This window comes from Endozoicomonas sp. PH6C (assembly GCF_059322965.1).
In genome coordinates this window covers 5,577,576-5,601,380 of sequence record NZ_CP185342.1, presented here as the reverse complement: position 1 = coordinate 5,601,380, position 23,805 = coordinate 5,577,576, and the positions used below count along the sequence as shown (strand labels likewise).

Sequence of the window (23,805 nt, the reverse complement as noted above, 5' to 3'; positions counted from 1 at the left end):
AAGCCCTGTCGGCTTGGACAAGGTTGATTGATACACAGAACTTGCAGATATCGTTTTCTTTGCTCTTTTCTGGTTATGGATTTTGCCAATTTAAGCCTTACTGGCAACAACAATGCTTATGCAACTTTTAAATGCTGTAGAGCTGCAGGGAATATGCTCATGAAAATCGGTAAAGCTGCAGAACTGATGATTTTCCAAGTAGTAGAGTATTGAATATGAAAAAACATTACTTCTTTTTTTTTGCTCTATGTTTTTGTCATGTCGCACTTTCAAATGAACGGTTTATAAACCCCAAGCTTGTATATAAATCTGGTTGGCTTGAATTCAATATTCCTGAATGGATCAATTTTCTTGATTATGAAGGTGGAGAAAAAGTTCAAACGAGTGAGGGGCGCACATTTTATATTGCAAACAAAGATGGCTGGCAGTCTGATTTTGGCCGAATGGTTAAAGTTTTCTTAAGAAATGAAATTGAATTGAACAAAGGGTTGCTTTATTTAACTGGTTCTGAAATGAGTGCAGGTGTTTTTGAAAATTTTAAAGACTGGATACAAGGTAAGAATGCTATTTGTACATGCAGTAACCCAGCTTGCGAAGCGGGATTTACAACAACAGTTCCGGATAGAACCTACCGTTCGACTATTAAAGTAAACAATGAAATGACTTACTCAATAACATTTATTATCGAAAATAATGCACTTACCCTGACAGTTGTGGATGATACGGCGCCTTCAAATAGTGTGAAAATAACATACGAATGCGCAGTCAATTCAAGCAGTTAACCTATTGAGTCAGTTTATGGGGACAGGTAATGCCGGATTCATTGTCAGGTGGCATGTATCTTGAGGTAGTTCACAAGGATTCTATTATCTTATTGATATATTAAACAAGGGAACTTTTTACAAGAGGTTTGGTCAAAGGATGTATGATCAAAGAAATTGAAAGGATGCTAATCCATGAAAAATAAAGCTTACTTATTATTATTTCTTTCTCTGGCGTTCTCACGTTATTCATACCCGTGTCTTGTAAGTGATAATTACAAAGGCTACAGGTCAGAGGCCATTTGTACTGAGGAACCTCTGTCTATCGAAGAAAAAGCTAAAAAGATTCTGGCTAATATCGAAAAACGTCCATTGAAACAGAAGAAAATAAACGCCTCTATAAAATCAGCTTACTTAGAGATCAGATCATTGACCAATAGGCTAAGTAATGGCAAATCTACAGAAAGGTTATTTTTAGTTGTACGCGATCAAAATAGAACGTTTTCAAAGGATATAACTGAGTATTCACTCGTACTCTTTAATGATGGGATGCTCCTGTTCCCGGATGCATATGATCTTATGCATGTAATGGAAGATTCAGGATTTTCAATTTCATATATTAATAAAATTAAAGATAAATTAAAGAATAAGCATTTGACAATGGCTTTTCCAGAAGTCCTTTCAGATCTTGGTATTCCTATGGATCAAATTTTTATAAAAGATGGATTTTCAAAGTATATATCGAGAATTAAAGTAATGGGGTGTTCTCTCTGAATGATTGAAACAAATGTACACTCAATTTACAGCTATTATGGAGACACCTTTTCTTAGTGGTAACCCGCCATGTCTGCTTCTGTCATTGCCCGCCGAGAGAAAACTATTGTCCTTCAGATTGAGGTGCCTATCAATTCTGGGAACATGCTGAATCTTGAAGATGGTTTGCAGAGAGCACTGAATGAAGCAGGGCAGCTCGGAACCCAAGAGTTACTGAAGCTATTTGAGCCACCTAATAAAGAACCCATCGTCGTTAACCAGCAGAAGTGGAGCTACAAGGGAAAAGTGCTGAAGCACTATGAAACCTTATACGGGCGCGTACCCATGGAACGTTCTGTTTATCAGGGGGTAAGGGGTGGAAGCACTTTGGCACCGCTTGATCTTCGCACTGGAATCGTTGGCTCTGCTACACCCAAATTTGCCAAGACGCTTGCCTGGAAATACAGTCAGATGCCTGCTCCTGCTGTAAAAGAAGATTTTGAAACCAATCATCAAAGAGTACTGTCAAACTCGTACATCAAGCATTTATCCGACAGAGTAGGTGCGTTAGTCGAAGACCTGAAAGACACTCGCTACGACTTGCCATCACTTACAGAACCTGTGGAAACAATCGCTATCGGACTGGATGGCACCTGCATGCTGCTTTGTGAAGAAGGCTGGCGAGAAGCAATGTGTGGAACATTGAGTCTTTATTCTGCGGATGGCGACAGGCTCCACACCATCTATACTGCGAGCTCACCAGAATATGGCAAGCAGGGCTTCACGAGTAAGCTTAACGAGGAAATTGCAGAGCTCAAACGGCTCTATCCAAAAGCGACATATGTTGGAGTAGCTGATGGTGCCAAAGAAAACTGGCGTTATCTTAAACAACATACCACAGCTCAGATACTTGATTTTTATCATGCATCAGAATATCTGGCAGGGGCAGCAGAAGCGCTGTTTCCAACCAGTAAATCAAAGCGGCATCACTGGCTTGAAGACAGGCTTCATAGCTTGAAAAATAAGCGTGGAGCAGCCAGGAAAATACTTGAAGAAATTGAATCAGCCGAGCTTCCGAAAAAGACAATTGCACTGACCGAAAAGCGTTACAAGGCAGTGACCTACTTTACAAACAATCACCATCTGATGAAATATCACCAGGCTCTTAAGCATAACTGGCCCATAGGTTCCGGAGTGACAGAAGCGGCATGTAAGACACTGGTAAAACAACGATTGTGTAGTTCAGGGATGAGGTGGAAACCCACTGGTGCAGAAGTTCTTTTGGCAACAAGATCTCTAATCCAAAGCAAAGGACGCTGGGATCAGCTTTGGTCTAATTTCATGTCTGGGAAAATGTTAATTGACGTATGAGTCAGTTATCAAATTGAGAGAGCACCCAAGTAATGATTGACGCTTCTAAAAAAGAAGCATCGCTTTCTGGAATGTTGCATAGGAATACGCCTCATGTTATTGCTTTATTGCGATGTCATTTTCCTGATATCAAACAACTACATTTGGATATAATACCCGGTACTAATAACGCGGTTTTTGTGTACGAAGCAGCTTTACTTGTACGTTATTTCTCTTTAGACACACACATAGGAAAAGACAGTCACGTTTATTCTGGGGGTGTTATATTGTTTTTCTCAGGTGCGAACAATTTTTTTCACAGTCGAGCAATATTAAAATTTCACGGTTGGCAGGCAAATACTATTGAACAGGGTCAACCTGGGAGTGAATTTAGTGATGTACAATTAATGCTCAACGATTTAACAGAAACGCTTGGTTACCCTGTTTTGCTTAAGGAATTGACAAAAAGTTTAACACCTGACATCTTTCATCGATTTACACCTGATGAGTTATCATCTATGGGGGCTGTTCTCGTTAATGATGAGCTTTGAGGCATAAACCTTTAAAACGCAGGTTGACGAAATGTAATGATTTTCTCAGGATAAATGGACATAGGTTTAATAGCTAAGTTAACCATCTCGTGTTCTACTTTAGGTCGGTCATTGCAACACACATAATCAAAGATATATGATCAAAATTAAAAGGATGTTTACCTATGAAAAATAAAACTTACTTATTATTAATTCTTTCTCTGGCGTTCTCAAGTTATTCATACCCGTGTCTTGTAAGTGATAATTACAAAGGCTACAGGTCAGAGGCCATTTGTACTAAGGAACCTCTGTCTATCGAAGAAAAAGCTAAAAAGATTCTGTCCAATATCGAAAAACGCCCATTGAAAGAGAAGAAAATAAACGCCTCTATAAAATCATCTTTTTTAGAGATTAGATCTTTGTCCAAAAGGCTAAGTAATGGCAAATCTACAGAAAGATTATTTGTAGTCGTGCGTGATCAAAATAGAACGTTTTCAAAAGATATAACTGAGTATTCAGTTATAGTCTTTAATGATGGATTGATCGTGTTCCCAGATGTTTTTGATCTTATTCTTGTAATGAAAGATTCAGGATTTTCAAACTCATATATTAATAAGCTCGAAGATAAATTAAAGAATAAGCATTTGGCAATGGCTTTTCCAGAAGTCCTTTCAGAACTTGGCATTCCTATGGATCAAGTTTTTATAAAAAATAGATTTTCAAAGTATTTATCGAGAATTAGAGTAAAGGTTGATACTTCTGAAAAAGTAGCATCGCTTTCTGGAAAACTGCATAAGAATACACCTTATATTATTCCCTTGTTGCGACAATATTTTCCTGATATCGAACAGTTGCATTTAGATAAAATATCCGGTACTAACTACTTAGTTCATGTGTTCGAGGCAGCTTTGCTTGTACGATATTTCTCTTTAGACACATACATAGGAAAAGACAGTCTCGTTTATTCTGGCGGGGTTACATTGTTTTTCTCAGGTGCAAACAAATTTTTTCACAGTGGAGCAATATTAGAAGCGCACGGTTGGAAGTCAGATACTATTGAACAGGGCCAACCAGGAAGTGAATTTAGTGACCAGCAATTAATGCTCAATGATTTAAGAGAAACTCTTGGTTACCCCGTTTTGCTAAAGGAATTGACAAAAAATTTAACACCTAAAGACTTTCATCGATTCACACCTGATGAGTTATCATCTATGGGGGCTGTTCTCGTTGATGATAAGCTTTGAAGCATAAACCTTTAAAGCGCTAGTGTCGAACGTAATGATTTTCTCGAGTTAAAATGGACATGGGTTTACTAGCAAAGTTGTCCATCTCGTGTTCTACTGGAGGCCTGTCATTTAAGATCAAAACTATTAACTCTCTGCGGCTCTGATTATCTGCATAAATTTTATTCTGTCTTGATCATTATAAACAGTATTTTCACTCAAGCTGCGATCAATATCACTGGATCGGGAAGATAGAATTATAGATTCCTCCTTAGTAATGTGTGCCAAAATCAACCTTAAAAAATCTATGGCTGTCTCAGCATTTATCAATCTGACTTTGGTTAAATGTTCACAAGCAGAGATTGTATCTTTTACATCTGATCTGGATTGACGAGCATAGCGTGCAATTTTACGAAAAGTCTTGGATTTATTTAATTGATACAAACGCTCAAATAATTCGTTTCTTGTGCAAGTCCCGGTGTGATCTTGGCTTGAAATGAGAGATGAATAAGCACAAATTGCATCTTCAGCCAGTGGAATAGCTCTAATGTATCTAGTGTAGTGCGTCGTTCTTTTTGCAACTTAACCGGCGATTAGCCCGAACGACTTTTTCTAAGATATCATTTGCCTTAGCAGTCCAGATAAACGGCTTTGGATTTTGATTATGCTTTTCAATATATTCATCAATCGCACTGACTAGCTGTGGCACACTGACAAACACACCACGGCGTAAACGCTGACTCGTGAGATCCCGAAAAAATCTCTCAACCATGTTTAACCATGATGCTGACGTTGGCGTAAAGTGCATATGAAAACGAGGATGTTTTTCCAGCCATTCTCGCACCTTCGGGTGTTTGTGAGTCGCATAGTTGTCGCAAATCAGGTGCAGCTCTTTGTCTTTTGCCGTTTCCCTATTTATCTGTTTAAGAAACTTCAACCATTCCACATGGGTATGACGCTGCTGGCACTGACCGATGACAGCACCATCAAGTACATTCAGTGCTGCAAAGAGAGTGGTTGTACCATGTCGTTTATAATCATGAGTCATTGTTGCGGCACGCCCTTTCTTCAACGGTAAGCCAGGCTGTGTTCGATCGAGTGCCTGAACCTGACTTTTTTCATCACAGCACAGCACCAACGCATGTTCAGGAGGAGACAGATAGAGTCCGACAATATCTTCAAGCTTCTCCACAAATTTCGGGTCTCGGGACACCTTGAATGTCTTTTCCAGGTGAGGCTTGAGGCCATATGCATGCCATATCCGGCGAACACTTCTCTCACTGATACCGCTAACAGCAGCCATAGTTCGGGTGCTCCAGTGAGTGGCATTTTCCGGAAGGGTGTTTGTGGTCAGACTCACAATCTCAGCAGCATCAATCTTCTTTTTACGGCCACTGCGAGCTCGATCCTGTTCAATCCCGGAGAAGCCTTCCTGAGCATATCGGTCACGCCAGCGGCTGACCTGATGACGACCGATCTTCAGTATTTGCGCAATCTCAAGATTGCTTTTTCCTTCTGCAGAGAGAAGAACAATCTGGGCACGGCGGGCCAAGCGAAGAGGGCAAGTATTTGATGAAGTAATCTTTCTGAGTCGTATTTCTTCAGAAGCATCAAGTATTATCTCTGTGGCAACTCGCATAGTAAAAACAGGCAGTGGTTGGAATAACATCCATAGTAGACCGTTAGGAGTCTTTATGTACTGTTAATTAGGTCGCACTACACTAGTGTTTTCCACGCCTTGAACTAAACCATTGAAAGGGTTCATCGAATAGAAGTTACCAAAGTATTCAATTACATTAGATATGTTAAAATAAGAGACTTCTAGATTTTCCTCTACCAGTATTTTAATTAGACTATCCATGTCATCTTTTGAGAAATAGTTTGCCTCTATGGCTTGTATACGGCATTCACTTAAAGCTGATTTGAATTCCTCTAATCTGCTTTGCGATGAGAGACAGTGTAGCTCTCCCATTGCTTCTTTATACATTGCCGCTGATTCTAAAATTTCTGATTCTACTTCGTCTGCTATACATCCTGATTTCTTTAAAAGCTCTAAAGATGACTGGACTAACTCATCAAAAATTTCGGGATTGATTAAAGTTAAGAAGGTCAATTTTTCCAATATTTTTTCAATGAATTTTAAAAGAACAGAGTCGCAGTCAACTTGTATGATCAATTTTGATATTCTTGAAAGCTCTGGTATACAAGATAGTAAACCTGACTCACCCGTTACAATGGATACTCTTCTTTCATTTACTGTGGGTGAGTTACGAATCCCAGCAATAGTTGATGCTAACGAAACATGTTCGCATGCATAAACTGATGAAATTTCATTTGTAAACCAGAAATGACTTTTCAGGGAATGATTTTCTAATTTTGAAATTGGAAATCGGTTTGCAAGTCTGTCAGCAACTCTGGAAACATTAAACCCAGCAAACTTACAAGGAGGCCTGGTTTCAGGCTCCAGATTATAACTTGCTTGTATGTTCTCTGTTGATAATGATAAAGACGAAATATGGTTCATTTTATTAACATCCCTGTTATTCATTTATCATTTAGACAATTTTTTTATTCTTTAGTTCAAAGTTGTAAGCGTTATCTTGTGTCTAAGACTTGCAGCAAAGGAGGCGAATACAATGAACTATCATCTTCCCCGATAAAATAGACCCCGAAAAAATCGACATAGGTCTATAGCTAAGTTGTCAGCTCGTATTCTACCGGCGATTGCTTATTGAAGCTTGAATGACATTGAACTCGATTATAAAAATGCTGTCTGTATCCCGCTATAGCATCTCAAAGATGCTGGATTATCCGTAACGTCTTTACGAACACGAGCTTCACCTTCAAGGTTTCGAAGAAGAGGACCATTTCAGCGTTTCTGACGAGCTTTAGGAATATGGCTCTCGTTTCAGTTGGATTTAATGCCGGAATTTTTTTTTAGATGCTAAACTTCCTGATTTGTATATGAATAGCTGCCAATGAAAACTTTTCTACTTATTACACTTTTGCTGTGCCCATTAATCGCAAGCTCTGTCTATGAAGAGAAACCAGAGTCTTCATTAAGGATCATAAGCAGACAGATAATGATTGGTGTGATCTGTGGTACCATTGAATTTACTTTTTCAACTTGCATTATAGTCCCGATAGCTTCTATATTCCTTCCTGAAGGTCAAAGGATATGCGATGATTGTGCAACCAGTCGGCCTGTTTTTATCAGGGGTTTAGCGCTTGTTGTTGGGTCAGCCATGGAAGAAGTCTTTTTTCGCTTTTATTTGCAGCCAATGCTGAATTATGTCCTGTGCCGAAGATTGTGCCGTCCCCGATCATTCATTGATACTTTATTTGTCAGCCAACGTTGTATTGCCAGTGATCTCTCTTTATGTTTTAGCAACATTTTTTTTGGATTTTGTCATTTATTAGGTCCAAGCTGGTCACCTGTCCAAGCTTTTAGTGCTACAGTAGCAGGTTTTTACTTTTCATATATATATAACCATCATGGTCCAATCGCTGTAATCACCTGTCATGCCACACACAATCTTATCTGGCTTGTTCTGAGACCCTACCTTAAAAGATAAAAGGCAACTGACGCTTGTGAAAGCAAGATAGTTAAGTACTCAACCATACGAAATCATATTTTCTGACTTATTCTTCAGGCACTCGCGGCAACTGCTCCTGCGTTGCTCTAGCTCCTGCATCCATGCAGTCGTGATGCGTTGCAACTCTGGTCACATAGCTTGCTATGTTCCCGTCGTTGCGCCTTGCAGAGCACCTGCCCAATAAGCCAGAAATATTCGATTCCGTATGGCTGAGTACTTACTATCGTAAATGCCATGTAGAATGTGTTAAAAACACAACTAAAAAAAGCATAGTCGTTGAAGCCTTTGATGTTGATGAGGCAGTTGAAGCCGGTGGGCATTCTAAAGAAATCCACTCAATTTGGGGTTGAAATTGAGCTGAATCTTCAGAGTTTTGGAAGTGGCTTGTTGAATTTTGTATGAAATCAACATTATGCATCATAGTTTCATAAATGTTACCACAGTTATTGCAAAACAAACTTTGAATTGCTACGCCTAAAACATGGTAAGAATTATTTCCCCAATAGAATAATGGCGAGCCTGAATCGCCTCTTTCAGAGTAGCCATCATAGGATAAATAGTATTTATAAGGACCATTAGGCTCAGCACATTCTTGATTTGTTTCCCATGTTAAATTAGCTTCTCTCAGAGAAGTTCGCATTGCATATCCTGAACCAATGAGACTCTGAAAACTGTATAGCTCTTTACATGTATAGGGTTGAAAGTCAATAGCAGGCGTTGATGATAGTATTAGTTTTTCTTCAACAGGGGTTGATAATTCAAGAACAGCGATGTCATTAAATATATTTTTTTGTAATTATATAGAGGGGATAATGCGATTCTATTTATCTGTATGAAAAATGGGTTTTGATAATTAAGAAAGTGTACAGATAAGCACCTCCTTTTCTCAATATTATCAACAACATGTGCCGCTGTTAATACATATCGTTTGTTGATTAAAAACCCGCTGGACTGACGACCCCTTTGATTGATTGTCTGAATTATCCAAGGGTATTTATTAATTGGTACTTTAATACTTGTATGAGAGTACCTTTTTACAATTCCCTGAGCCTGTAAAATTGATGAAAGAGCTACAAGGACAAAAATTTTACACGCTGCTTTCATGAAAAATCAATCCATCAACTTGCAAAATTTCAAGATTAGCTGTTTTCCCTGATTTGGCAATATTACGAATTCTTAGAAAAAATCACCATAAAAGCTGTTATCTTCAAGAGAGGCTGAAACGGATTTTGCGTTTGAAACACTCTCTCTCAGAAGTCAGGAAACCCTGATAATCCCTCACACCGTACTCTGCTTTCAATACTTCCAGATCCACTTGATGGGCATACGGTTTTCTGAGAGAGAAGTTTACAAGTGCTAAATCTGATAGAGCGGCTTTGATATAATTGGATGACTGCAAAAGGATTAAATTAATATTCAAAGTGAGTGTCTTGGAGAGAGTAGCCTTAGAAATGTTTTTTCTACAGGCCCGTTATATTGATTCAGAAAGGTATCAACAATGTATTACTTTTTCTTTTTATTATTTTTTGCAGTGGTCAGCGCAGTTAAGGCTTCTCCTGATCAATGTGAAAAAGGTTATCTGATTTTAAAGCTAGGCGAAATGACAAAACAAGAAATCATACAACAAGGTAATAAATCTGAGAATAAAATTTATCTGGAAGATGATGCAGGAAACAGAATAGATCTTCACTTTATAAAGCAGTTGCCTGAAGAATTATCTAGCGACTTTTTTCAATATAGCTATATGGGGGTTAATTCTGTCTCAGAAATAAATTCTGCATACGGAGGAGATTGCCTGTTTTTTAGTTTTGATTTGCCTGAAAATCTTTATTTGACCGGATTCTTTGGTTCCTTCCCTATATTCAATAAAATAAAACATGAATGTTTAAAATGTTCAATATACGTGTTCTTGGATGATGATTTGTACTGGGCTACAGGCCGTTGGTTTGGATTTACAAAGGAGTCAGGGGACTTCTTGTCACTTATATTGCCAAGGTATGAAATTAAGTGGAAAAGAAAAAACAATGAAGTTTTACGAGAGCTTTTACTATTACCCCCAGACAAAAACAAAGGCTTCCCTGGAGGTATGGAATATCTAAAAGCTAAAGCTCATTTTGAAAGTTATACGAAAAAGAACTGATCAGGGCGCCTGAAACATACAGGCACCCTCAAAAGTCAGAAGCTTTTGATATTAGACAGGTTGGGCTTGGCGTCTTTATTCTCTTTGAAGATAAGAGCAATGTTACCAATGGTCTGAATCAGTTCTGCCTGAGTCTGGTTGCACAGCTCGTCAATAGCTTCTTTCTTGACTTCACGGTCACCTACTGCAAACTTCACCTTGATCAGCTCGTGATCGTGCAGGGCGCGCTGTGTTTCTTCAATAACGCCGTCACTCAAACCGTTGCCCGCTACCATGACAACAGGCTTCAGTTTATGGCCGAGGGAACGGTAGTGTCTCTTTTTTTCAGAACTAATGCTCATGATTTCAGAATCCTGAGGCTGCTTATCCAGTAAGCCGATTGCCTACAGCCATGGCAATCGGGCAACAGATTCCTGATGAGCGATTAAACAAGGTTGTATTTTACAGACCTGAATCGGGGCTCGTTTCCCGGTTTTTATAAGATTGGGAAAAACCGGGTTGGAAACTGTTGATCAAAAGTTCATCATTGTACTTTATTCTCTGTGGCTCACAAGTCCAGTAGTCATGAATAATGCTTTTTAAGCTAGGTAATGTAAGGTAGAAATGGCCAGATCCAAAAGCAGTGCCCGCTGGCTGCAGGAGCACTTTGAAGACAAATACGTAAAGCGTTCACAGGAAGACGGCTATCGATCCAGGGCCAGCTATAAGCTGATTGAAATCCAGGAGAAGGACAAGCTGATCAGGCCGGGGATGAAGGTCGTTGATCTGGGGGCGGCTCCTGGCGGCTGGTCTCAGGTGGCTATCGAAATGGTAGGGGATAACGGTCGTGTGGTGGCTTCAGACATTCTTCCCATGAACCCCATTGCCGGAGTCGATTTTATTCAGGGCGATTTTACCGAGGACGCTGTACTGGAAAAAATCCTCGAGACGATCGGAAGTGATAAAGTAGACCTTGTAATTTCAGATATGGCCCCCAATATGAGTGGTACACTGGCGGTTGATCAGCCCAGAGCTATGTATCTGGCTGAGCTGGCTCTGGATCTGGCCAGACAGGTGCTGAAGAAAAATGGCTCTTTTCTGACCAAAACATTTCAGGGTGAAGGGTATCAGGAGTATCACAAGGATATGAAAACCTCATTCCAAAAAGTGATTACCCGAAAACCGGGCTCCTCAAGAGCACGATCCAGAGAGGTGTTTCTGCTGGCCAGAAATTTTGTATCTTGAGAACATTGCTTTAACCTGGACGTTGCAATGTTTTGTCTGTTCAAGGGTGATGGTTAAACGCTATCGAATCTTGACAGAAACCTGACAACGCGTTAGGTAAACGCGAAAAACCTTGTCGCAGCGCAGTTTCAAGCAGACCTGTCGGCATTATAGATTTTTTCTATCTGCCCAATAGCCAGCTGATGACTGTCACCCTCACTGCCATTCGTGTATGGTAGAAGCTGCGGATTAACCATAAGAGAGAGCAGAGCCGGTAATTATGCCCTTTAAAACCGTTAGCCACAGGCTTCAGTACGCTCAAGTGAGGGTAGCCCTTTGAATGATATGGCAAAAAACTTGATTTTATGGGTCATCATTGCCTTGGTGCTGTTGACCGTATTCAAAAACTTCGATGGCATGCAGTCTTCTACTCAGAAGCTCAGTTATTCAGATTTCATCAGTGCAGTAGAAAACCGTCAGGTCAGCAAGGTAGTGATTGACGGGTTTTCCATTACTGGACTCATGAACAACAGTGAGCGTTTTGAGACCAACCTGCCCCCGGCAGTGCCCGATAATCAGCTGATGGACGAGCTATTGCGCGGTAATGTTCAAATTGAGTCCAAACCTATTGAAAAGCAGAGCATCTGGACACAGTTGCTGGTTGCCAGTTTCCCGATTCTGGTGATTCTTGCCGTCTTCATGTTCTTTATGCGACAGATGCAGGGCGGCGGCGGTGGCCGTGGTGGCCCAATGAGCTTTGGCAAGAGCAAAGCCCGATTGTTGTCGGAAGATCAGATCAAGACGACTTTTGCTGATGTAGCGGGTGTTGAAGAAGCCAAGGAAGACGTACAGGAACTGGTGGATTTCCTGAAAGACCCGGGCAAGTTCCAGCGTCTGGGTGGCCGCATTCCCCGTGGTGTCCTGATGGTAGGTCCTCCGGGTACTGGTAAAACTCTGCTGGCCAAGGCTATTGCAGGTGAAGCCAAGGTTCCGTTCTTCACCATCTCTGGTTCTGATTTTGTTGAAATGTTCGTGGGTGTGGGTGCTTCCCGTGTCCGTGACATGTTCGAACAAGCTAAAAAGCAGGCACCCTGCATTATCTTCATCGATGAGATTGATGCTGTAGGTCGTCACCGTGGTGCTGGTATGGGTGGTGGTCATGATGAGCGTGAGCAAACACTTAACCAGTTACTGGTAGAAATGGATGGCTTCGAAGCAAACGACGGTATTATCGTAATTGCGGCAACGAACCGTCCCGACGTACTGGATCCGGCGCTGCTGCGTCCCGGCCGTTTTGACCGTCAGGTTGTGGTAGGTCTGCCAGACATCCGTGGTCGTGAACAGATCCTGAAAGTTCATATGCGCAAGGTGCCTATTGGAGATGACGTTGAGCCGGCAGTGATTGCCCGTGGTACTCCCGGTTTCTCCGGTGCAGATCTTTCCAATCTGGTCAATGAAGCGGCACTTTTCTCTGCCCGCGCCGACAAGCGCACGGTAGGTATGCATGAGTTCGATCTTGCCAAAGATAAAATCATGATGGGTGCCGAGCGCAAATCCATGGTGATGAGTGAGAAAGAGAAACGAAATACGGCCTATCATGAAGCCGGTCACGCTATTGTTGGCCGTCTGGTGCCTGATCATGATCCTGTATACAAGGTCAGCATTATTCCTCGTGGTCGAGCACTGGGTGTCACCATGTTCCTGCCCGAGGAAGACCGTTACAGTCAGAGCAAAGAGGCTCTGATGAGTCAGATCTGTTCACTGTTCGGTGGTCGTATTGCCGAAGAAATGACGCTGGGTAAATCGGGTGTCACCACTGGTGCTTCCAATGACATTCAGCGTGCAACCCAGATTGCCAGGAATATGGTGACCAAGTGGGGTCTGTCAGAGAAGCTGGGTCCTCTTCAGTATGATGATGAAGAAGGAGAAGTGTTTCTGGGCAAGAACTACGGCAGTGGTGGCGGACGCATGAATGTGTCTGGCGAAACTGCCAAGATGATCGACGAAGAAGTGCGCAGCATCATTGATGAGTGCTATGACACTGCTGAGAGACTTCTAAAGGAAAACCGCGACAAGCTGGATCTGATGTCTGATGCATTGATGCAATACGAAACCATTGATACTGATCAGATTGATGACATTATGGAAGGCAAGAAGCCTCGACCACCCAAGGAATCTTCCGGCTCTTCATCCAACGGTGATGGTGGTGCGGGTATCAAGGCAGAAGAGACTCCTGAAGCATCCAAGTCAAAAGGTGCTGACGGTGATAATAATGCCAACAGCGACAATGATGATAAGAAAGGACCTATTGGTGGGCCGGCTGGCGAACATTGATCCCTTCTTATGAAACAAAAAAGGCAGGATTGTTATCCTGCCTTTTTTGTATGGCTTGAGAAGAGGCTAAGTTTGTTGGGCTGGTTTGTAATGGATAAGTACTTTTCCGGTGAAGAGGTTGATCCTGTGGAAAGCTCTGTGGCACAAGACAACCAGTCCATATAGCGATTCAGAAATTCTTGGCTATTCTCTCTCTGTACTTCGAATAATGAAATTGGCCAATGGCGTTCCTTTATTTTTCCAGAGCAGAAAGTCAACACAGATTGAATTGGTTTTCTATCAGACAAAGTGGGCGGAGTTGGTATTATTGACCAAATTGTACAGAGAGACTTTAGTGCATTTTTACCGCTCATTGGTAGCCTTAATAGCGTTTGTTTTTTCATTAATAACAACGGTGGTTGTGCAGTTATGCTATTCCTCAACCGTCATTGATCGGCATACTCCTGATGGTTACAAGCTTCGGATTGAAATCAATGATGATGCAGATCCGCAGGATAAGATTCAGTGGCAATTGATTTTGCTGCTCCCGGAGGGTTTCAATGACCGAAACAGTATTCTTTGCTTTAATGCACCTGTGGCGCCAGCAAATTCGAACAGTATCGCAATATCAATCACGAACGACTTGAGCAACTATTGCTATCAGCTACTGATACTGTCAGAGGGGCAAATATCCATTTTCCAGCATGTATCAAAAGGTGTCTCGGAAAATGGCATAACTGTTCGTTTAAAATCCACGACGGCAGACAGACCTGAGCTTACTTCTGTAAACACCGATCCGCTTCTGAATAACAAACCCCATGCTACCTCACTTATTCTTCTGGCCTATTCCGACAACATGACTGTCAGTGAGCTGGAAACGCAGCAAGCTCTGAATAACACAATGACATTGACAGGAGGCAAGCTCACTGGCATTGCTGATTTTTCCAGTGACGGGGGTGGTGGCTTTTTCTATTCGCTCCCACCCCCGCCTCCGCCCGGAGGCGGCGGCAGGCCGTCGGGATTATTCGAAATAGACCTGCTTATCCTGAAACCCGTCATCACATGGTTGATGTCCATTGGCAAGGATTCTATTTCGTTTGACCAGCAGTCATCCCCGGCACACCTGAAAATTACACGCGTTAATAGCGATGGTACTTCCAGCGAAGTCGCTATACCCGTTAGCTGGCTTGACTTTCTCGATATTGAACAATTGATCGATGTTGATTTCTGGAATACTCTTCTCCGGCGTGCAGCCAATACCTGTCCTGCCAGCGAAAGTCTTCAGTGGCAGCTTGGCTGTTTCAAACTATTTCTTGAGAGTGCTGTCTTGAAGGCTGGTAATGGGGATGGACAACCCTCTTATAGCGTATCCGATGCAGGACCTGAGAACGGAAATAACGACCATCAAGAGGAGGAAAGAGAAGAACCTGAAGATCAGGAGGGCCAATCATCTGGAGAAGACAGTGATGGTAGCGGAAATGAAAATAACAGAAAAGACGATGATGGTGACAAGAGTGAAAAAAATGCGACGACTCAAGACCTTCAGGAACTTGCTGACCAGCTTATTGCCATTATTGAAGGCAGCGATCGCAATGCAGTTTATAAGCTGAGACAAATACTGGATGAACTGGACAGGCCTCAACGTTTACAGGTTTTGGAAACAAAAGGCACGAACATCAGGGGGAATACTGTCACTCCTCTTGAGGCGGTACTGGAACTGCGGCGTTCTTGCAAAGAGAATTCATTGCGCAACCGTTTTATCGAGCATCTGATAGAAGCCACGAGCGATACAAAACAGACTTTGAATGACCTTGGTATTCTGTCTTCACTGCAACCGATCATTCCAACTGACGAGACACTGCTCAAAGTCGGCGAAAACAACCTGATGATTTTGCATAAGATTGTTCAGGACGTGATTCATAGGGTCAATCAACCTGATCAACAGCCACCTATAGGACAATTTGAAAAATGTTGCTTTACTGAGTACTTCGTTCATTTGTTCCTGATCTATTCAAACCCCATTGAACTTATTCGTAATCTGTTAGGGAAAATATCAGATGTCGCTATAAGTCACGATATCATGATTTATGCACAATCATTTACATTTTCCACCTCTTTTCTGGATACCCTTATACGATTTGATCAGCACCCATCATCCCGTGAATTAATACGCCTTTCAGAGAAACTGTACATGCAGTTGCAATCTTGCTCTTCAGCACAAGAGCCTGTGATCTGTAGCAGTGATAATATTGCCAACGAAATAATTGCCAGCAATGCAAATACATTCACAGATCCCATCCAGCAGATTGTTAGCTACGCGAGTGCCTCTGGCTTTGCGGGCAGTTCCTCTAATCTGACAGCTGACAAATACTTACAGCAGGGAGCAAGGCCAAAACAGCCCGGGTTTGCTGATCAGCAAAATGACTCTTCCCGAAAGAGAGCCAGCCTTGGACAACCTTCAGACCTCCCGACGATTACTCCGGTAAATGCAGTGAATGCTGACAATAGCTCCAACGATCAACGGTCTGAAAATTTGAAACGTGATTTGAAAAAGTTAGAAAGTGTTGTATGGAATTACCTCAGGCTTAGAAAAGAAATTGATCTGAAAAGAATCGCTAAGGAAAAAGAAGAGCAAAAAAGACAACAGATAGAAAGAGAACAGACTGAAAAGTTAACGGTAGAGTTTCAAAGGTTAACAGTAGAAAATCAAGAATTAACACAGGAGGTTCAGGGGGTAAGAGCAGAGAATCAGGAGTTGGCTATAAAGAATCAAAATCTTACTGCAGTAGCTCAAAGGCTCTGGGAACGGGTGACCCATTCAGACACTGAAAACCAACGCTTGAGGGAAAATATCGAAAAGTTGGAGGCTGAGCTCGGGAAACAACAAGAATTAACAGACTTAATGATCCAGCAAGCCCTCCAACAGGCGGCAGCGGCCAGCCCGGCGATGTCAGCCAGTGACCCGAAGAGTTCTGCTTCTTGCCAGCAGTCGAGCCTACCTGATGTGAAGGCAAATCGTTCGGTTGAGGTGTTGCCGCTATCTCAACAAGAAACCATAAAGCCAATGTGCGAACATTACCACAGGCGCTGCCTTGTGAAATTCAAGTGCTGTGGCCTTTATTTCCCCTGCCATAGATGTCATAACGCAAGCCCCCGCTGTCAAGCTGAAAATTGCAAGGCTTCTGACGCAACACACCTTCAATGTACAGTCTGTGAATATGAAGGTGAAATTACGGATGGTTCCCAGACATGCCCGGGATGCAACGAGCGGATGTCTGACTTTTTCTGTGCAAAGTGTAAACACTTCATCAGTGCAGAACTAAATCCGTACCACTGTGATAAATGCGGCATTTGTCGAGTATATGAGGAGAAAAACTATCACTGTGATGTTTGCAACATCTGCCTGAATAAAAAGTTAAAAGGTGATCACATATGCCGACCCGATTCAGGGCACGATGAATGCTGTATCTGTCTGGAAGACTCTTTCGGCGGCTGCCAGATACTGCCCTGCTCCCACAGAGTCCATACGGAATGCATCGAGGCGATGATTCAAAATGGAGTGAGAAGCTGCCCAGTGTGCAGGGATCCCCTCCGGTTATGGTGAATACCACATCTGCGCCACCCTTGGCCTGGAGGTTGAATGCAGTGGTGGAAATATTAACCTTGCCAGGCTGTATTTGTGGATTAATGGCCTGAGGTTTGAGTGTGGAAACGGTCTGTTGTGGAAAATCTTCGCTTCGGCTATAAGCTTCTATTCTCAGGTGTTTGAGGGTTTCCAGACGGGCGCTGTAAAGCCTGATTGATGGGCAGAATGAAAGAGAGTCTCAACAATTGGCCTGTAAAATCAGGCAGTAGCTGAGTCTGGATGATTTTTAGTGGTATTCGTAGATTGGGTATATGAAAAAAATGAAGACGTTAAATTGTGCCGGAAAGTCTCTGACTTTTGACCGAACGCTGGTCATGGGAGTATTGAATATTACCCCGGATTCCTTTTATGAAAGCAGTCGTTATCAGAGTCTGGATCAGGTGCTGAGTACTGCTGAGCAAATGGTTCGCGATGGGGTCGATATTCTGGATGTGGGTGGTGAATCCACAAGGCCGGGAGCTGACGGGATGGTCTCCAGTGAGCAGGAGCTTGAGAGGGTTGTGCCTGTTGTAGAGGCTTTGAGAACGAACTTTGATCAAGTGGTCTCTGTGGATACCAGTTCTGCCCTGGTTATTTCTGAAGCCAGCAAAGCCGGTGCAGGGATGATTAATGATGTGCGTGCTTTGCTGAGGCCCGGAGCTCTTGAGGCGGCAGCGGCAACCAGTCTTCCTGTCGTTTTGATGCACTCGCTGGTTGAACAGCCAGAAACGGGGTTTGTGCCTCAATACGATGATGTGGTCAGCAAAGTTAATGAGTATCTGCTTCAGCGTGTCAGTGCCTGTGAAACGGCCGGTATTACCAGAGATCGACTGATACTTGATCCGGGATTTGGTGGGGGCATGTTTGGAAAAACACCTGCCCATGATCTGCAGTTACTCAAACATCTGGATCGTGTGCTTGCTCTTGGCTTCCCGGTGTTGGCAGGAATGTCCAGAAAGTCATTCCTTGGTGCTGTGTTGAATAAGCCTGCAGAGCAGAGGTTAAGTGCAAGTCTGGCCGTTGCTACTCTGGCTGCCCGGGCAGGGGCTCAAATTATTCGAGTTCATGATGTTGCTGAGACCGTTGATGCTGTTCGCATGGTGGATGCAGTCAGGAACGCCTGAGGTGTTTAAATCGCCTGTTCTTTTGGGCAGGCATTGGCTCTGGTTCTTTTTTTATTTCTTCCTTTTTGCCTGGCGTTTGCTCTGAGCGCAGGTAGGGAGAATTTTGTCATTTGTAAGACAATCATTTCTATTAAGTCTGTATGACAGTCATGTCATAATTCAGAGTATATCTTCAGTATTTTTTGTTCTGCGACGCCATCATGGCAAAGCAGAATATCGCCTGTTTTCACCTGTCACTCCTTTTTGTCTAGCCATTTGAGAGTGCTGTCTGACAGCGGATTCAGGCGCCAGATTATTGCATAAGGGTTGCTTTATGGGTCGCAAATTTTTCGGCACCGATGGTATTCGTGGCAAGGTGGGTGAATTTCCTATTACCCCGGATTTTGTTCTCAAGCTGGGCTGGGCTGCGGGTAAGGTTCTGGCAGCAGAGGGTGAGGGTAAAGTCGTTATTGGTAAGGATACCCGTATCTCCGGCTACATGTTTGAGTCTGCTCTGGAGGCCGGTCTGTCTGCGGCGGGTATTGACGTATGTTTGACCGGCCCTATGCCGACACCTGCTATCGCTTATCTGACCCGCACTTTTAATGGTCAGGCCGGAATTGTAATCAGTGCCTCTCATAATCCTTTCTACGACAACGGTATCAAGTTCTTTACCGGTAATGGCAGCAAATTGCCAGACGATGTTGAAGCAAAAATCGAGGCTCTGATAGAAGGTGTTATTGAGGTCGTTGACTCTGGTGAGCTGGGTAAAGTGACCCGACTGGATGATGCTTCCGGTCGTTATATCGAATATTGCAAAGCCAGTACTGTCTACCCTCTCGACTTGCGCGGCATGAATATCGTGATTGATGCCGGTCATGGTGCTACCTATCAGGTGGGTCCTGCTGTTTTCAGAGAGCTGGGTGCCAATGTTCACGCCATTGGAATTAACCCGAACGGTTTGAATATCAATGAGGGTTGTGGTTCTACCCAGCCTGACAATCTGGCCGAAATTGTCAAAGAACGTGAAGCTGATCTGGGAATTGCTTTTGATGGTGATGGCGATCGAGTCATCATGGTGGATGACAATGGTGAGATTGTTGATGGTGATGAGTTGCTGTTCGCTATTGCTCTGGATCGTCTTCAACATAATGAGCTGAAGGGAGGGGTTGTCGGCACTCTGATGACAAACCTGGGAATGGAGAAAGCTCTGGAAGCTAACAATATTCCTTTTGCCCGAGCCAAAGTCGGCGATCGTTATGTCAATGAGTTACTGCTGGAGCACGATTGGCAGATAGGTGGAGAGTCCTCCGGTCATATCATCTGTAGAGATGTGTCCACCACCGGTGATGGTATTGTCTCTGCGCTGCAAGTTTTGAAGGCCGTAGTTCGTTCTGGTAAAAAACTGTCTGAGCTGCGTAGAGGAATGAGCAAGTACCCGCAGACCATGATTAATGTCCGGGTAAAAGAGAAAAAAGACACTGATAAAGTACCGGGTATTGTTGCCGCTGTGCGACAGTCTGAAACTGAACTGGCAGGTCGTGGTCGTGTACTCTTGAGGCCTTCCGGCACTGAGCCTGTTATCCGTGTCATGGTAGAGGGTGAGAATGCCGAAGAAGTTCGTGCTCACACCGAAAGACTGGCCATGGTGGTTGAACGGGAAATGTCCTGATTCTTATTTCTACAGGCTGGCCGGATGATTTCCAGTCAGTCTGATGCTTTTGAAGTTTATTATTGATCTACGACAGTTTTAAGCAACCTCTTGCTTCTCTGAATTACTTTCCTTAGGTAGTGCCTGTCCGAAAACCCTCAAGCACTTGAAAACATAGGCTTATAGCTCAATATAAGGAACGAAGATTTTCCACAACGAGCCTTTTCCACTTATGCGCCAAACCATCAACCCACAAATGCAGCTTGGCGAGGTTGACATCTCTGCCATCACATTCAACCTCAGGTCAAGGGACGATATTCCTCGATTACTCCTGGCATTGCAGTATATCTGAACAAATATCGAGTTGAGGAACCAGGTTTTTCACGTGCTTGAGGGTATGATAACTGCCGACCAAGGTAACGGGCGTCCCGGAATGGATCTCTGGAGGGTGTTGGTTTTTGGCACTTTGCGGCTGGTCATTAACTGCGACTACGACCGGCTTCTTGAGCTGGCCAACGAGCATGGAACTCTCCGAAAGATGCTGGGCCATGGGCCTTATTGTGAGCATCAGTACAAACTGCAAACTTTGCAAGACAATATCTCGCTGTTCACACCGGAAATCCTTGATCAAATCAATCAGGTCGTCGTCAATGCCGGTCACCAGCTGGTAAAAAAAAAGAAGAGCGGCTATGCGCCCGCGCTGACTCGTTCGTCGTAAAAACCAAGGTTCACTTTCCGACGGATATCAACCTGCTCAGGGATGCCACGCGCAAGATGATAGAGTGGGCAACCACTCTGTCTTCGGAGCAGCATGAAAGCCTGTGGCGGCAGAGCCGCTACTTGCAGGTGCAGCATAAGAAGCAATTTCACAAAGCCCGCAACCTGAAACGATCCACCTCGACCAGAGAGGCGCTTCGGGATGCTCGGCAGAATGATATTGAAGCGGCCCATGCCGACTATGTTGCCTACAGCCAGAAGCTTATTAGCAAGGCAGAAATCACCTTAAAGCTCCTGAGAGCACGTACGCCGGGAGACGTGCGGCTAAAAGAACTGGAACGTTGGGTAAAAGATTCATACTACCAGTGTCAGCTGATTGTCCCTCGTGTATTAAACCATGAAAGCGTCCCTCATAATGAGAAGGTTTTTTCTTTGTTCGAACGTCATACCGAATGGATCAGCAAAGGTAAGGCTGGAACCCCTATGGAGCTTGGCCTCAGAGTCTGCGTATTGCAGGATTAGTTTGGCTTTACCCTGCACCATCTGGTTATGGAAAAACAGACGGACGACCAAGTGACTGTACTTATTGCGGAAGGTACCAAACAGCGATTTCCCCAGGTATCTCAAGTCAGTTATGACCGAGGTTTCTGGTCAAAGAAAACCTTGAAAAACTGAAAGAATTTCTCGACCGGGCCGTGTTGCCAAAAAAAGGCAGGTGGTCGAAACAGGATAGACTTCGTGAGCGACACCCGGAGTTTATCAGGGCAAAAAGGAAGCACTCCGCTGTAGAATCTGACATTAATGCCCTCGAACAGCATGGGCTGGACCGATGCCCGGATACTGGCATTGATGGCTTCCGTTGTTATGTGTCACTGGCAGTTCTGGGAACCAATCTGCATCGATTGGGTACCTTGCTGCAAAAGTAGGCAGCCCAGACAAGTAAAAAAGCGGCCTGAAAAGAGAAACGGGCTTGTTGGCGACCAGGTTCACCTTTGGGTGAGGATGCCCTGTGCTCAAAAATCGGGAAGTTGTTCATAAAATGAACAGAAATTAACCAAAAAGTAGCACCCTCAAATGAGTAGGCTAAATTTTAATTCAAAAAAATTTGGCTGCTGCCTGCTGTATTGGATTATTTGTGGGTTTTCGGGCAGGCACTAATTAGCCTCGTGTTCATGATGATTTTCATCCAGTAATAATGGACGAAAGATCCAAAAGCGTGATGCTCATTTCATGCTGGAAACAGGAGACCCCTTTAGGCTCATTTCATGTTGGAAGAGACTAGCTCTTGCCATATCAGTTGAGCGTGGGCTAAAGTGAAGTGTCGTGAATCATGGTTAGAGTGAAACTCCAGGCAAGGTGGATAAAGCTGGATTTAAGAGTACTTTGTTTTCGACAGTACCTCAATCTGAAGAAATGGCTGATTTGTTGGAAGCGACAATAACTGAGAATCAGCTGCGTACCAACAGCAGTTTTTGGAGCAGGGTGTCTGGTTAGATGGTATCCATGTCGATGGGATGAAAATTGTAATTACCAGTGTGATTATGCCTCTAAACGTGTTGGCTGCCGTCCGTTCTCGGGTATCAGCTTCTGAAAAAACGAAGACCTAACATAGTTAGCGCTACTTAAACAATGACATATGATTGATGCATTATCAGAGAACAAGAATTTTCATGGTTTGAAGGATGTAGATCGGCAGATTCCATGGCCCCATTTAATGAAGCAGAATATGTGTTTTACCTCAGGGCGGTTTGATCAAAGTATTGTTTGCGAAGCTACAATAGCTAGCTTGACCCAATCGCTGCCGGAATCGTATTTTTCTTCTGTCAAAAGCCGTAGGGCTGAGTATTTAGCGGGAAGAATGTGCGCTGCTGATGCAATAAATCGGTTACTAGGTTGCTGGTTAACACCCGGTAGTAGTATATCAGGATCACCCATCTGGCCGGAAGGCGTAGTGGGTTCTCTCAGCCACAGTGATCATAATGTTGCTTCTGTCGTGATGAGTACTTATGGTCGATTGAAGGGTATCGGGCTTGATTTGGAACAAATTGTACCTTATGACCAGATGGATGCGCTGGTGGATTTGGTATTATTGCCTGATGAGAGAAAACGATTTGTTGTAAAAGAGTTTTCGCGTTGGCTACAGAGAATAAATACCTCCATGGTTTTTTCTCTTAAAGAGAGTCTTTTCAAAGCATTATATCCACTGGTCGGTAAGCTCTTTTATTTTGATGCTGCAGAGGTTCTGAATTGTACTTTAGGTGGGCTTGCGTATCTGCGGGTTATTGAAAATTTATCACCATCATACGGACATGGTTTTCAAGCGTGTGGATGCAGTTGTCTTCATAGAGGTAATATATTAACTATTGTATATGTTTGATTTGTTTTCCTTTTTTTTGCCAGCCATATGGCACACAAGGTTCTTGTGTAAATCCAGACTTATCAACTAAAACCTCGATTTTAGAGTTTGACAAAAACCAACGTTCTATTTAATCCCCAGACAAGAGACAGCCTGATCCACCAGACTCGGCATCCAAGTCCGGTTTTATATTCGGTTTTTTTGAGAAGTGGCGTCCTTATACCGACTTCAAATAAATAAAGTTGTACGATCGTTTATCTTTTCTATTTCAAACTCATATTTTTGCCTATATCGGTTCCAACCCTCGCGAATAGCAAACCTCGGGATAATTCCAGAAAGGGGTACTCTCATCATCCCGGCAGTGGTGGTGTCTACCACCCGCCAGGGAATTCGTGAAATATTGAGGCTAACATTATTGGTTAATCAGTAACCGGGACAACTATCCTATGACACAGTGGGCTTTTAAAGCAATCAGAAAGCCTTG

The 23,805-nt window shown here is 43.2% G+C and carries 18 protein-coding genes and 1 pseudogene; 14 read left to right on the top strand and 5 right to left on the bottom strand.

The genetic code is table 11. The annotated features are described in order from the left end of the window. The first annotated feature begins 215 nt into the window (after positions 1-215). The 5 genes from ACOMG9_RS20385 to ACOMG9_RS20365 all read left to right on the top strand — a co-directional run bounded on the left by ACOMG9_RS20385 (position 216) and on the right by ACOMG9_RS20365 (position 4,638). On the top strand, positions 216-782 hold the full coding sequence (locus ACOMG9_RS20385; protein WP_448218230.1) for a hypothetical protein: 567 nt from the start codon (positions 216-218) through the stop codon (positions 780-782). Positions 783-956: 174 nt separating this feature from the next. Further along, positions 957-1,535 carry a hypothetical protein gene (locus ACOMG9_RS20380; protein WP_494529309.1) on the top strand — a complete coding sequence of 193 codons (579 nt, stop codon included), beginning with the start codon at positions 957-959 and terminating at the stop codon, positions 1,533-1,535. Between the two features lie 69 nt (positions 1,536-1,604). Next, a complete protein-coding gene (locus tag ACOMG9_RS20375) occupies positions 1,605-2,885 on the top strand; it encodes an ISKra4 family transposase (RefSeq protein WP_494529308.1) in 1,281 nt (426 codons plus the stop codon). Between the two features lie 32 nt (positions 2,886-2,917). Beyond that, positions 2,918-3,415 carry a hypothetical protein gene (locus ACOMG9_RS20370; protein ID WP_494529307.1) on the top strand — a complete coding sequence of 166 codons (498 nt, stop codon included), beginning with the start codon at positions 2,918-2,920 and terminating at the stop codon, positions 3,413-3,415. A 164-nt stretch (positions 3,416-3,579) separates the two neighbouring features. Continuing rightward, positions 3,580-4,638 carry a hypothetical protein gene (locus ACOMG9_RS20365; protein ID WP_494529306.1) on the top strand — a complete coding sequence of 353 codons (1,059 nt, stop codon included), beginning with the start codon at positions 3,580-3,582 and terminating at the stop codon, positions 4,636-4,638. Positions 4,639-5,170: 532 nt separating this feature from the next. On the opposite strand, the gene ACOMG9_RS20360 is transcribed toward ACOMG9_RS20365, so the two are convergent. After that, on the bottom strand, positions 5,171-6,256 hold the full coding sequence (locus ACOMG9_RS20360; RefSeq protein WP_448218589.1) for an IS630 family transposase: 1,086 nt from the start codon (positions 6,254-6,256) through the stop codon (positions 5,171-5,173). A gap of 63 nt (positions 6,257-6,319) precedes the next feature. Further along, on the bottom strand, positions 6,320-7,141 hold the full coding sequence (locus tag ACOMG9_RS20355) for a hypothetical protein (protein WP_494529305.1): 822 nt from the start codon (positions 7,139-7,141) through the stop codon (positions 6,320-6,322). 454 nt (positions 7,142-7,595) lie between these two features. Here ACOMG9_RS20355 and ACOMG9_RS20350 point away from each other — a divergent pair, with 454 nt between their 5' ends. Beyond that, entirely contained in the window at positions 7,596-8,192 is a 597-nt protein-coding gene (locus ACOMG9_RS20350) for a CPBP family intramembrane glutamic endopeptidase (RefSeq protein WP_448218226.1), read from the top strand. 241 nt (positions 8,193-8,433) lie between these two features. Here ACOMG9_RS20350 and ACOMG9_RS20345 read toward each other — a convergent pair whose 3' ends face one another. Both ACOMG9_RS20345 and ACOMG9_RS20340 read right to left on the bottom strand, forming a co-directional pair. Beyond that, positions 8,434-8,985, bottom strand: coding sequence for a hypothetical protein (locus tag ACOMG9_RS20345; protein ID WP_494530399.1), 552 nt, complete (start codon positions 8,983-8,985; stop codon positions 8,434-8,436). Beyond that, positions 8,943-9,317, bottom strand: coding sequence for a trypsin-like serine protease (locus tag ACOMG9_RS20340; protein ID WP_494529304.1), 375 nt, complete (start codon positions 9,315-9,317; stop codon positions 8,943-8,945). Before ACOMG9_RS20340 ends, ACOMG9_RS20345 begins: the two co-directional genes overlap by 43 nt. 394 nt (positions 9,318-9,711) lie before the next feature. On the opposite strand from ACOMG9_RS20340, the gene ACOMG9_RS20335 reads away from it, so the two are divergent. After that, complete coding sequence (locus tag ACOMG9_RS20335) at positions 9,712-10,353, top strand: hypothetical protein (protein ID WP_448218224.1); 642 nt, start codon at positions 9,712-9,714, stop codon at positions 10,351-10,353. A gap of 35 nt (positions 10,354-10,388) precedes the next feature. Here the strand turns inward: ACOMG9_RS20335 and yhbY are convergent, their stop codons facing one another. Continuing rightward, positions 10,389-10,694 (bottom strand): ribosome assembly RNA-binding protein YhbY, encoded by a 306-nt coding sequence (yhbY, locus tag ACOMG9_RS20330; protein WP_448218223.1) that lies wholly within the window; start codon positions 10,692-10,694, stop codon positions 10,389-10,391. 262 nt (positions 10,695-10,956) lie between these two features. Here yhbY and rlmE point away from each other — a divergent pair, with 262 nt between their 5' ends. From rlmE to ACOMG9_RS20295, 7 genes and pseudogenes are all read left to right on the top strand, one after another. Further along, positions 10,957-11,577: a 23S rRNA (uridine(2552)-2'-O)-methyltransferase RlmE gene (rlmE, locus tag ACOMG9_RS20325; protein ID WP_422135258.1), complete on the top strand. Its 621-nt coding sequence runs from the start codon at positions 10,957-10,959 to the stop codon at positions 11,575-11,577. 324 nt (positions 11,578-11,901) lie between these two features. Continuing rightward, positions 11,902-13,890: an ATP-dependent zinc metalloprotease FtsH gene (ftsH, locus tag ACOMG9_RS20320; RefSeq protein ID WP_448218222.1), complete on the top strand. Its 1,989-nt coding sequence runs from the start codon at positions 11,902-11,904 to the stop codon at positions 13,888-13,890. 334 nt (positions 13,891-14,224) lie between these two features. After that, positions 14,225-17,473, top strand: coding sequence for a CHY zinc finger protein (locus ACOMG9_RS20315; protein WP_494529303.1), 3,249 nt, complete (start codon positions 14,225-14,227; stop codon positions 17,471-17,473). A 293-nt stretch (positions 17,474-17,766) separates the two neighbouring features. Then, positions 17,767-18,618 (top strand): dihydropteroate synthase, encoded by an 852-nt coding sequence (folP, locus tag ACOMG9_RS20310; protein WP_494529302.1) that lies wholly within the window; start codon positions 17,767-17,769, stop codon positions 18,616-18,618. 313 nt (positions 18,619-18,931) lie between these two features. Then, positions 18,932-20,269, top strand: a complete 1,338-nt coding sequence (glmM, locus tag ACOMG9_RS20305; RefSeq protein WP_494529301.1) for a phosphoglucosamine mutase — start codon at positions 18,932-18,934, stop codon at positions 20,267-20,269. 211 nt (positions 20,270-20,480) lie between these two features. Further along, positions 20,481-21,891: pseudogene (locus tag ACOMG9_RS20300) on the top strand (ISNCY family transposase). Between the two features lie 710 nt (positions 21,892-22,601). Next, a complete protein-coding gene (locus ACOMG9_RS20295) occupies positions 22,602-23,342 on the top strand; it encodes a 4'-phosphopantetheinyl transferase family protein (RefSeq protein ID WP_494529300.1) in 741 nt (246 codons plus the stop codon). Positions 23,343-23,805 lie beyond the last annotated feature (463 nt).

Excerpts from the sequence above, each read along its gene's own strand:
- ACOMG9_RS20385 (WP_448218230.1), top strand. The coding sequence starts at position 216 with ATGAAAAAACATTACTTCTTTTTTTTTGCTCTATGTTTTTGTCATGTC.
- ACOMG9_RS20380 (WP_494529309.1), top strand. The coding sequence starts at position 957 with ATGAAAAATAAAGCTTACTTATTATTATTTCTTTCTCTGGCGTTCTCA.
- ACOMG9_RS20375 (WP_494529308.1), top strand. The coding sequence starts at position 1,605 with ATGTCTGCTTCTGTCATTGCCCGCCGAGAGAAAACTATTGTCCTTCAG.
- ACOMG9_RS20370 (WP_494529307.1), top strand. The coding sequence starts at position 2,918 with ATGATTGACGCTTCTAAAAAAGAAGCATCGCTTTCTGGAATGTTGCAT.
- ACOMG9_RS20365 (WP_494529306.1), top strand. The coding sequence starts at position 3,580 with ATGAAAAATAAAACTTACTTATTATTAATTCTTTCTCTGGCGTTCTCA.
- ACOMG9_RS20360 (WP_448218589.1), bottom strand. The coding sequence starts at position 6,256 with ATGCGAGTTGCCACAGAGATAATACTTGATGCTTCTGAAGAAATACGA.
- ACOMG9_RS20355 (WP_494529305.1), bottom strand. The coding sequence starts at position 7,141 with ATGAACCATATTTCGTCTTTATCATTATCAACAGAGAACATACAAGCA.
- ACOMG9_RS20350 (WP_448218226.1), top strand. The coding sequence starts at position 7,596 with ATGAAAACTTTTCTACTTATTACACTTTTGCTGTGCCCATTAATCGCA.
- ACOMG9_RS20340 (WP_494529304.1), bottom strand. The coding sequence starts at position 9,317 with ATGAAAGCAGCGTGTAAAATTTTTGTCCTTGTAGCTCTTTCATCAATT.
- ACOMG9_RS20335 (WP_448218224.1), top strand. The coding sequence starts at position 9,712 with ATGTATTACTTTTTCTTTTTATTATTTTTTGCAGTGGTCAGCGCAGTT.
- yhbY (WP_448218223.1), bottom strand. The coding sequence starts at position 10,694 with ATGAGCATTAGTTCTGAAAAAAAGAGACACTACCGTTCCCTCGGCCAT.
- rlmE (WP_422135258.1), top strand. The coding sequence starts at position 10,957 with ATGGCCAGATCCAAAAGCAGTGCCCGCTGGCTGCAGGAGCACTTTGAA.
- ftsH (WP_448218222.1), top strand. The coding sequence starts at position 11,902 with ATGGCAAAAAACTTGATTTTATGGGTCATCATTGCCTTGGTGCTGTTG.
- folP (WP_494529302.1), top strand. The coding sequence starts at position 17,767 with ATGAAAAAAATGAAGACGTTAAATTGTGCCGGAAAGTCTCTGACTTTT.
- glmM (WP_494529301.1), top strand. The coding sequence starts at position 18,932 with ATGGGTCGCAAATTTTTCGGCACCGATGGTATTCGTGGCAAGGTGGGT.
- ACOMG9_RS20295 (WP_494529300.1), top strand. The coding sequence starts at position 22,602 with ATGATTGATGCATTATCAGAGAACAAGAATTTTCATGGTTTGAAGGAT.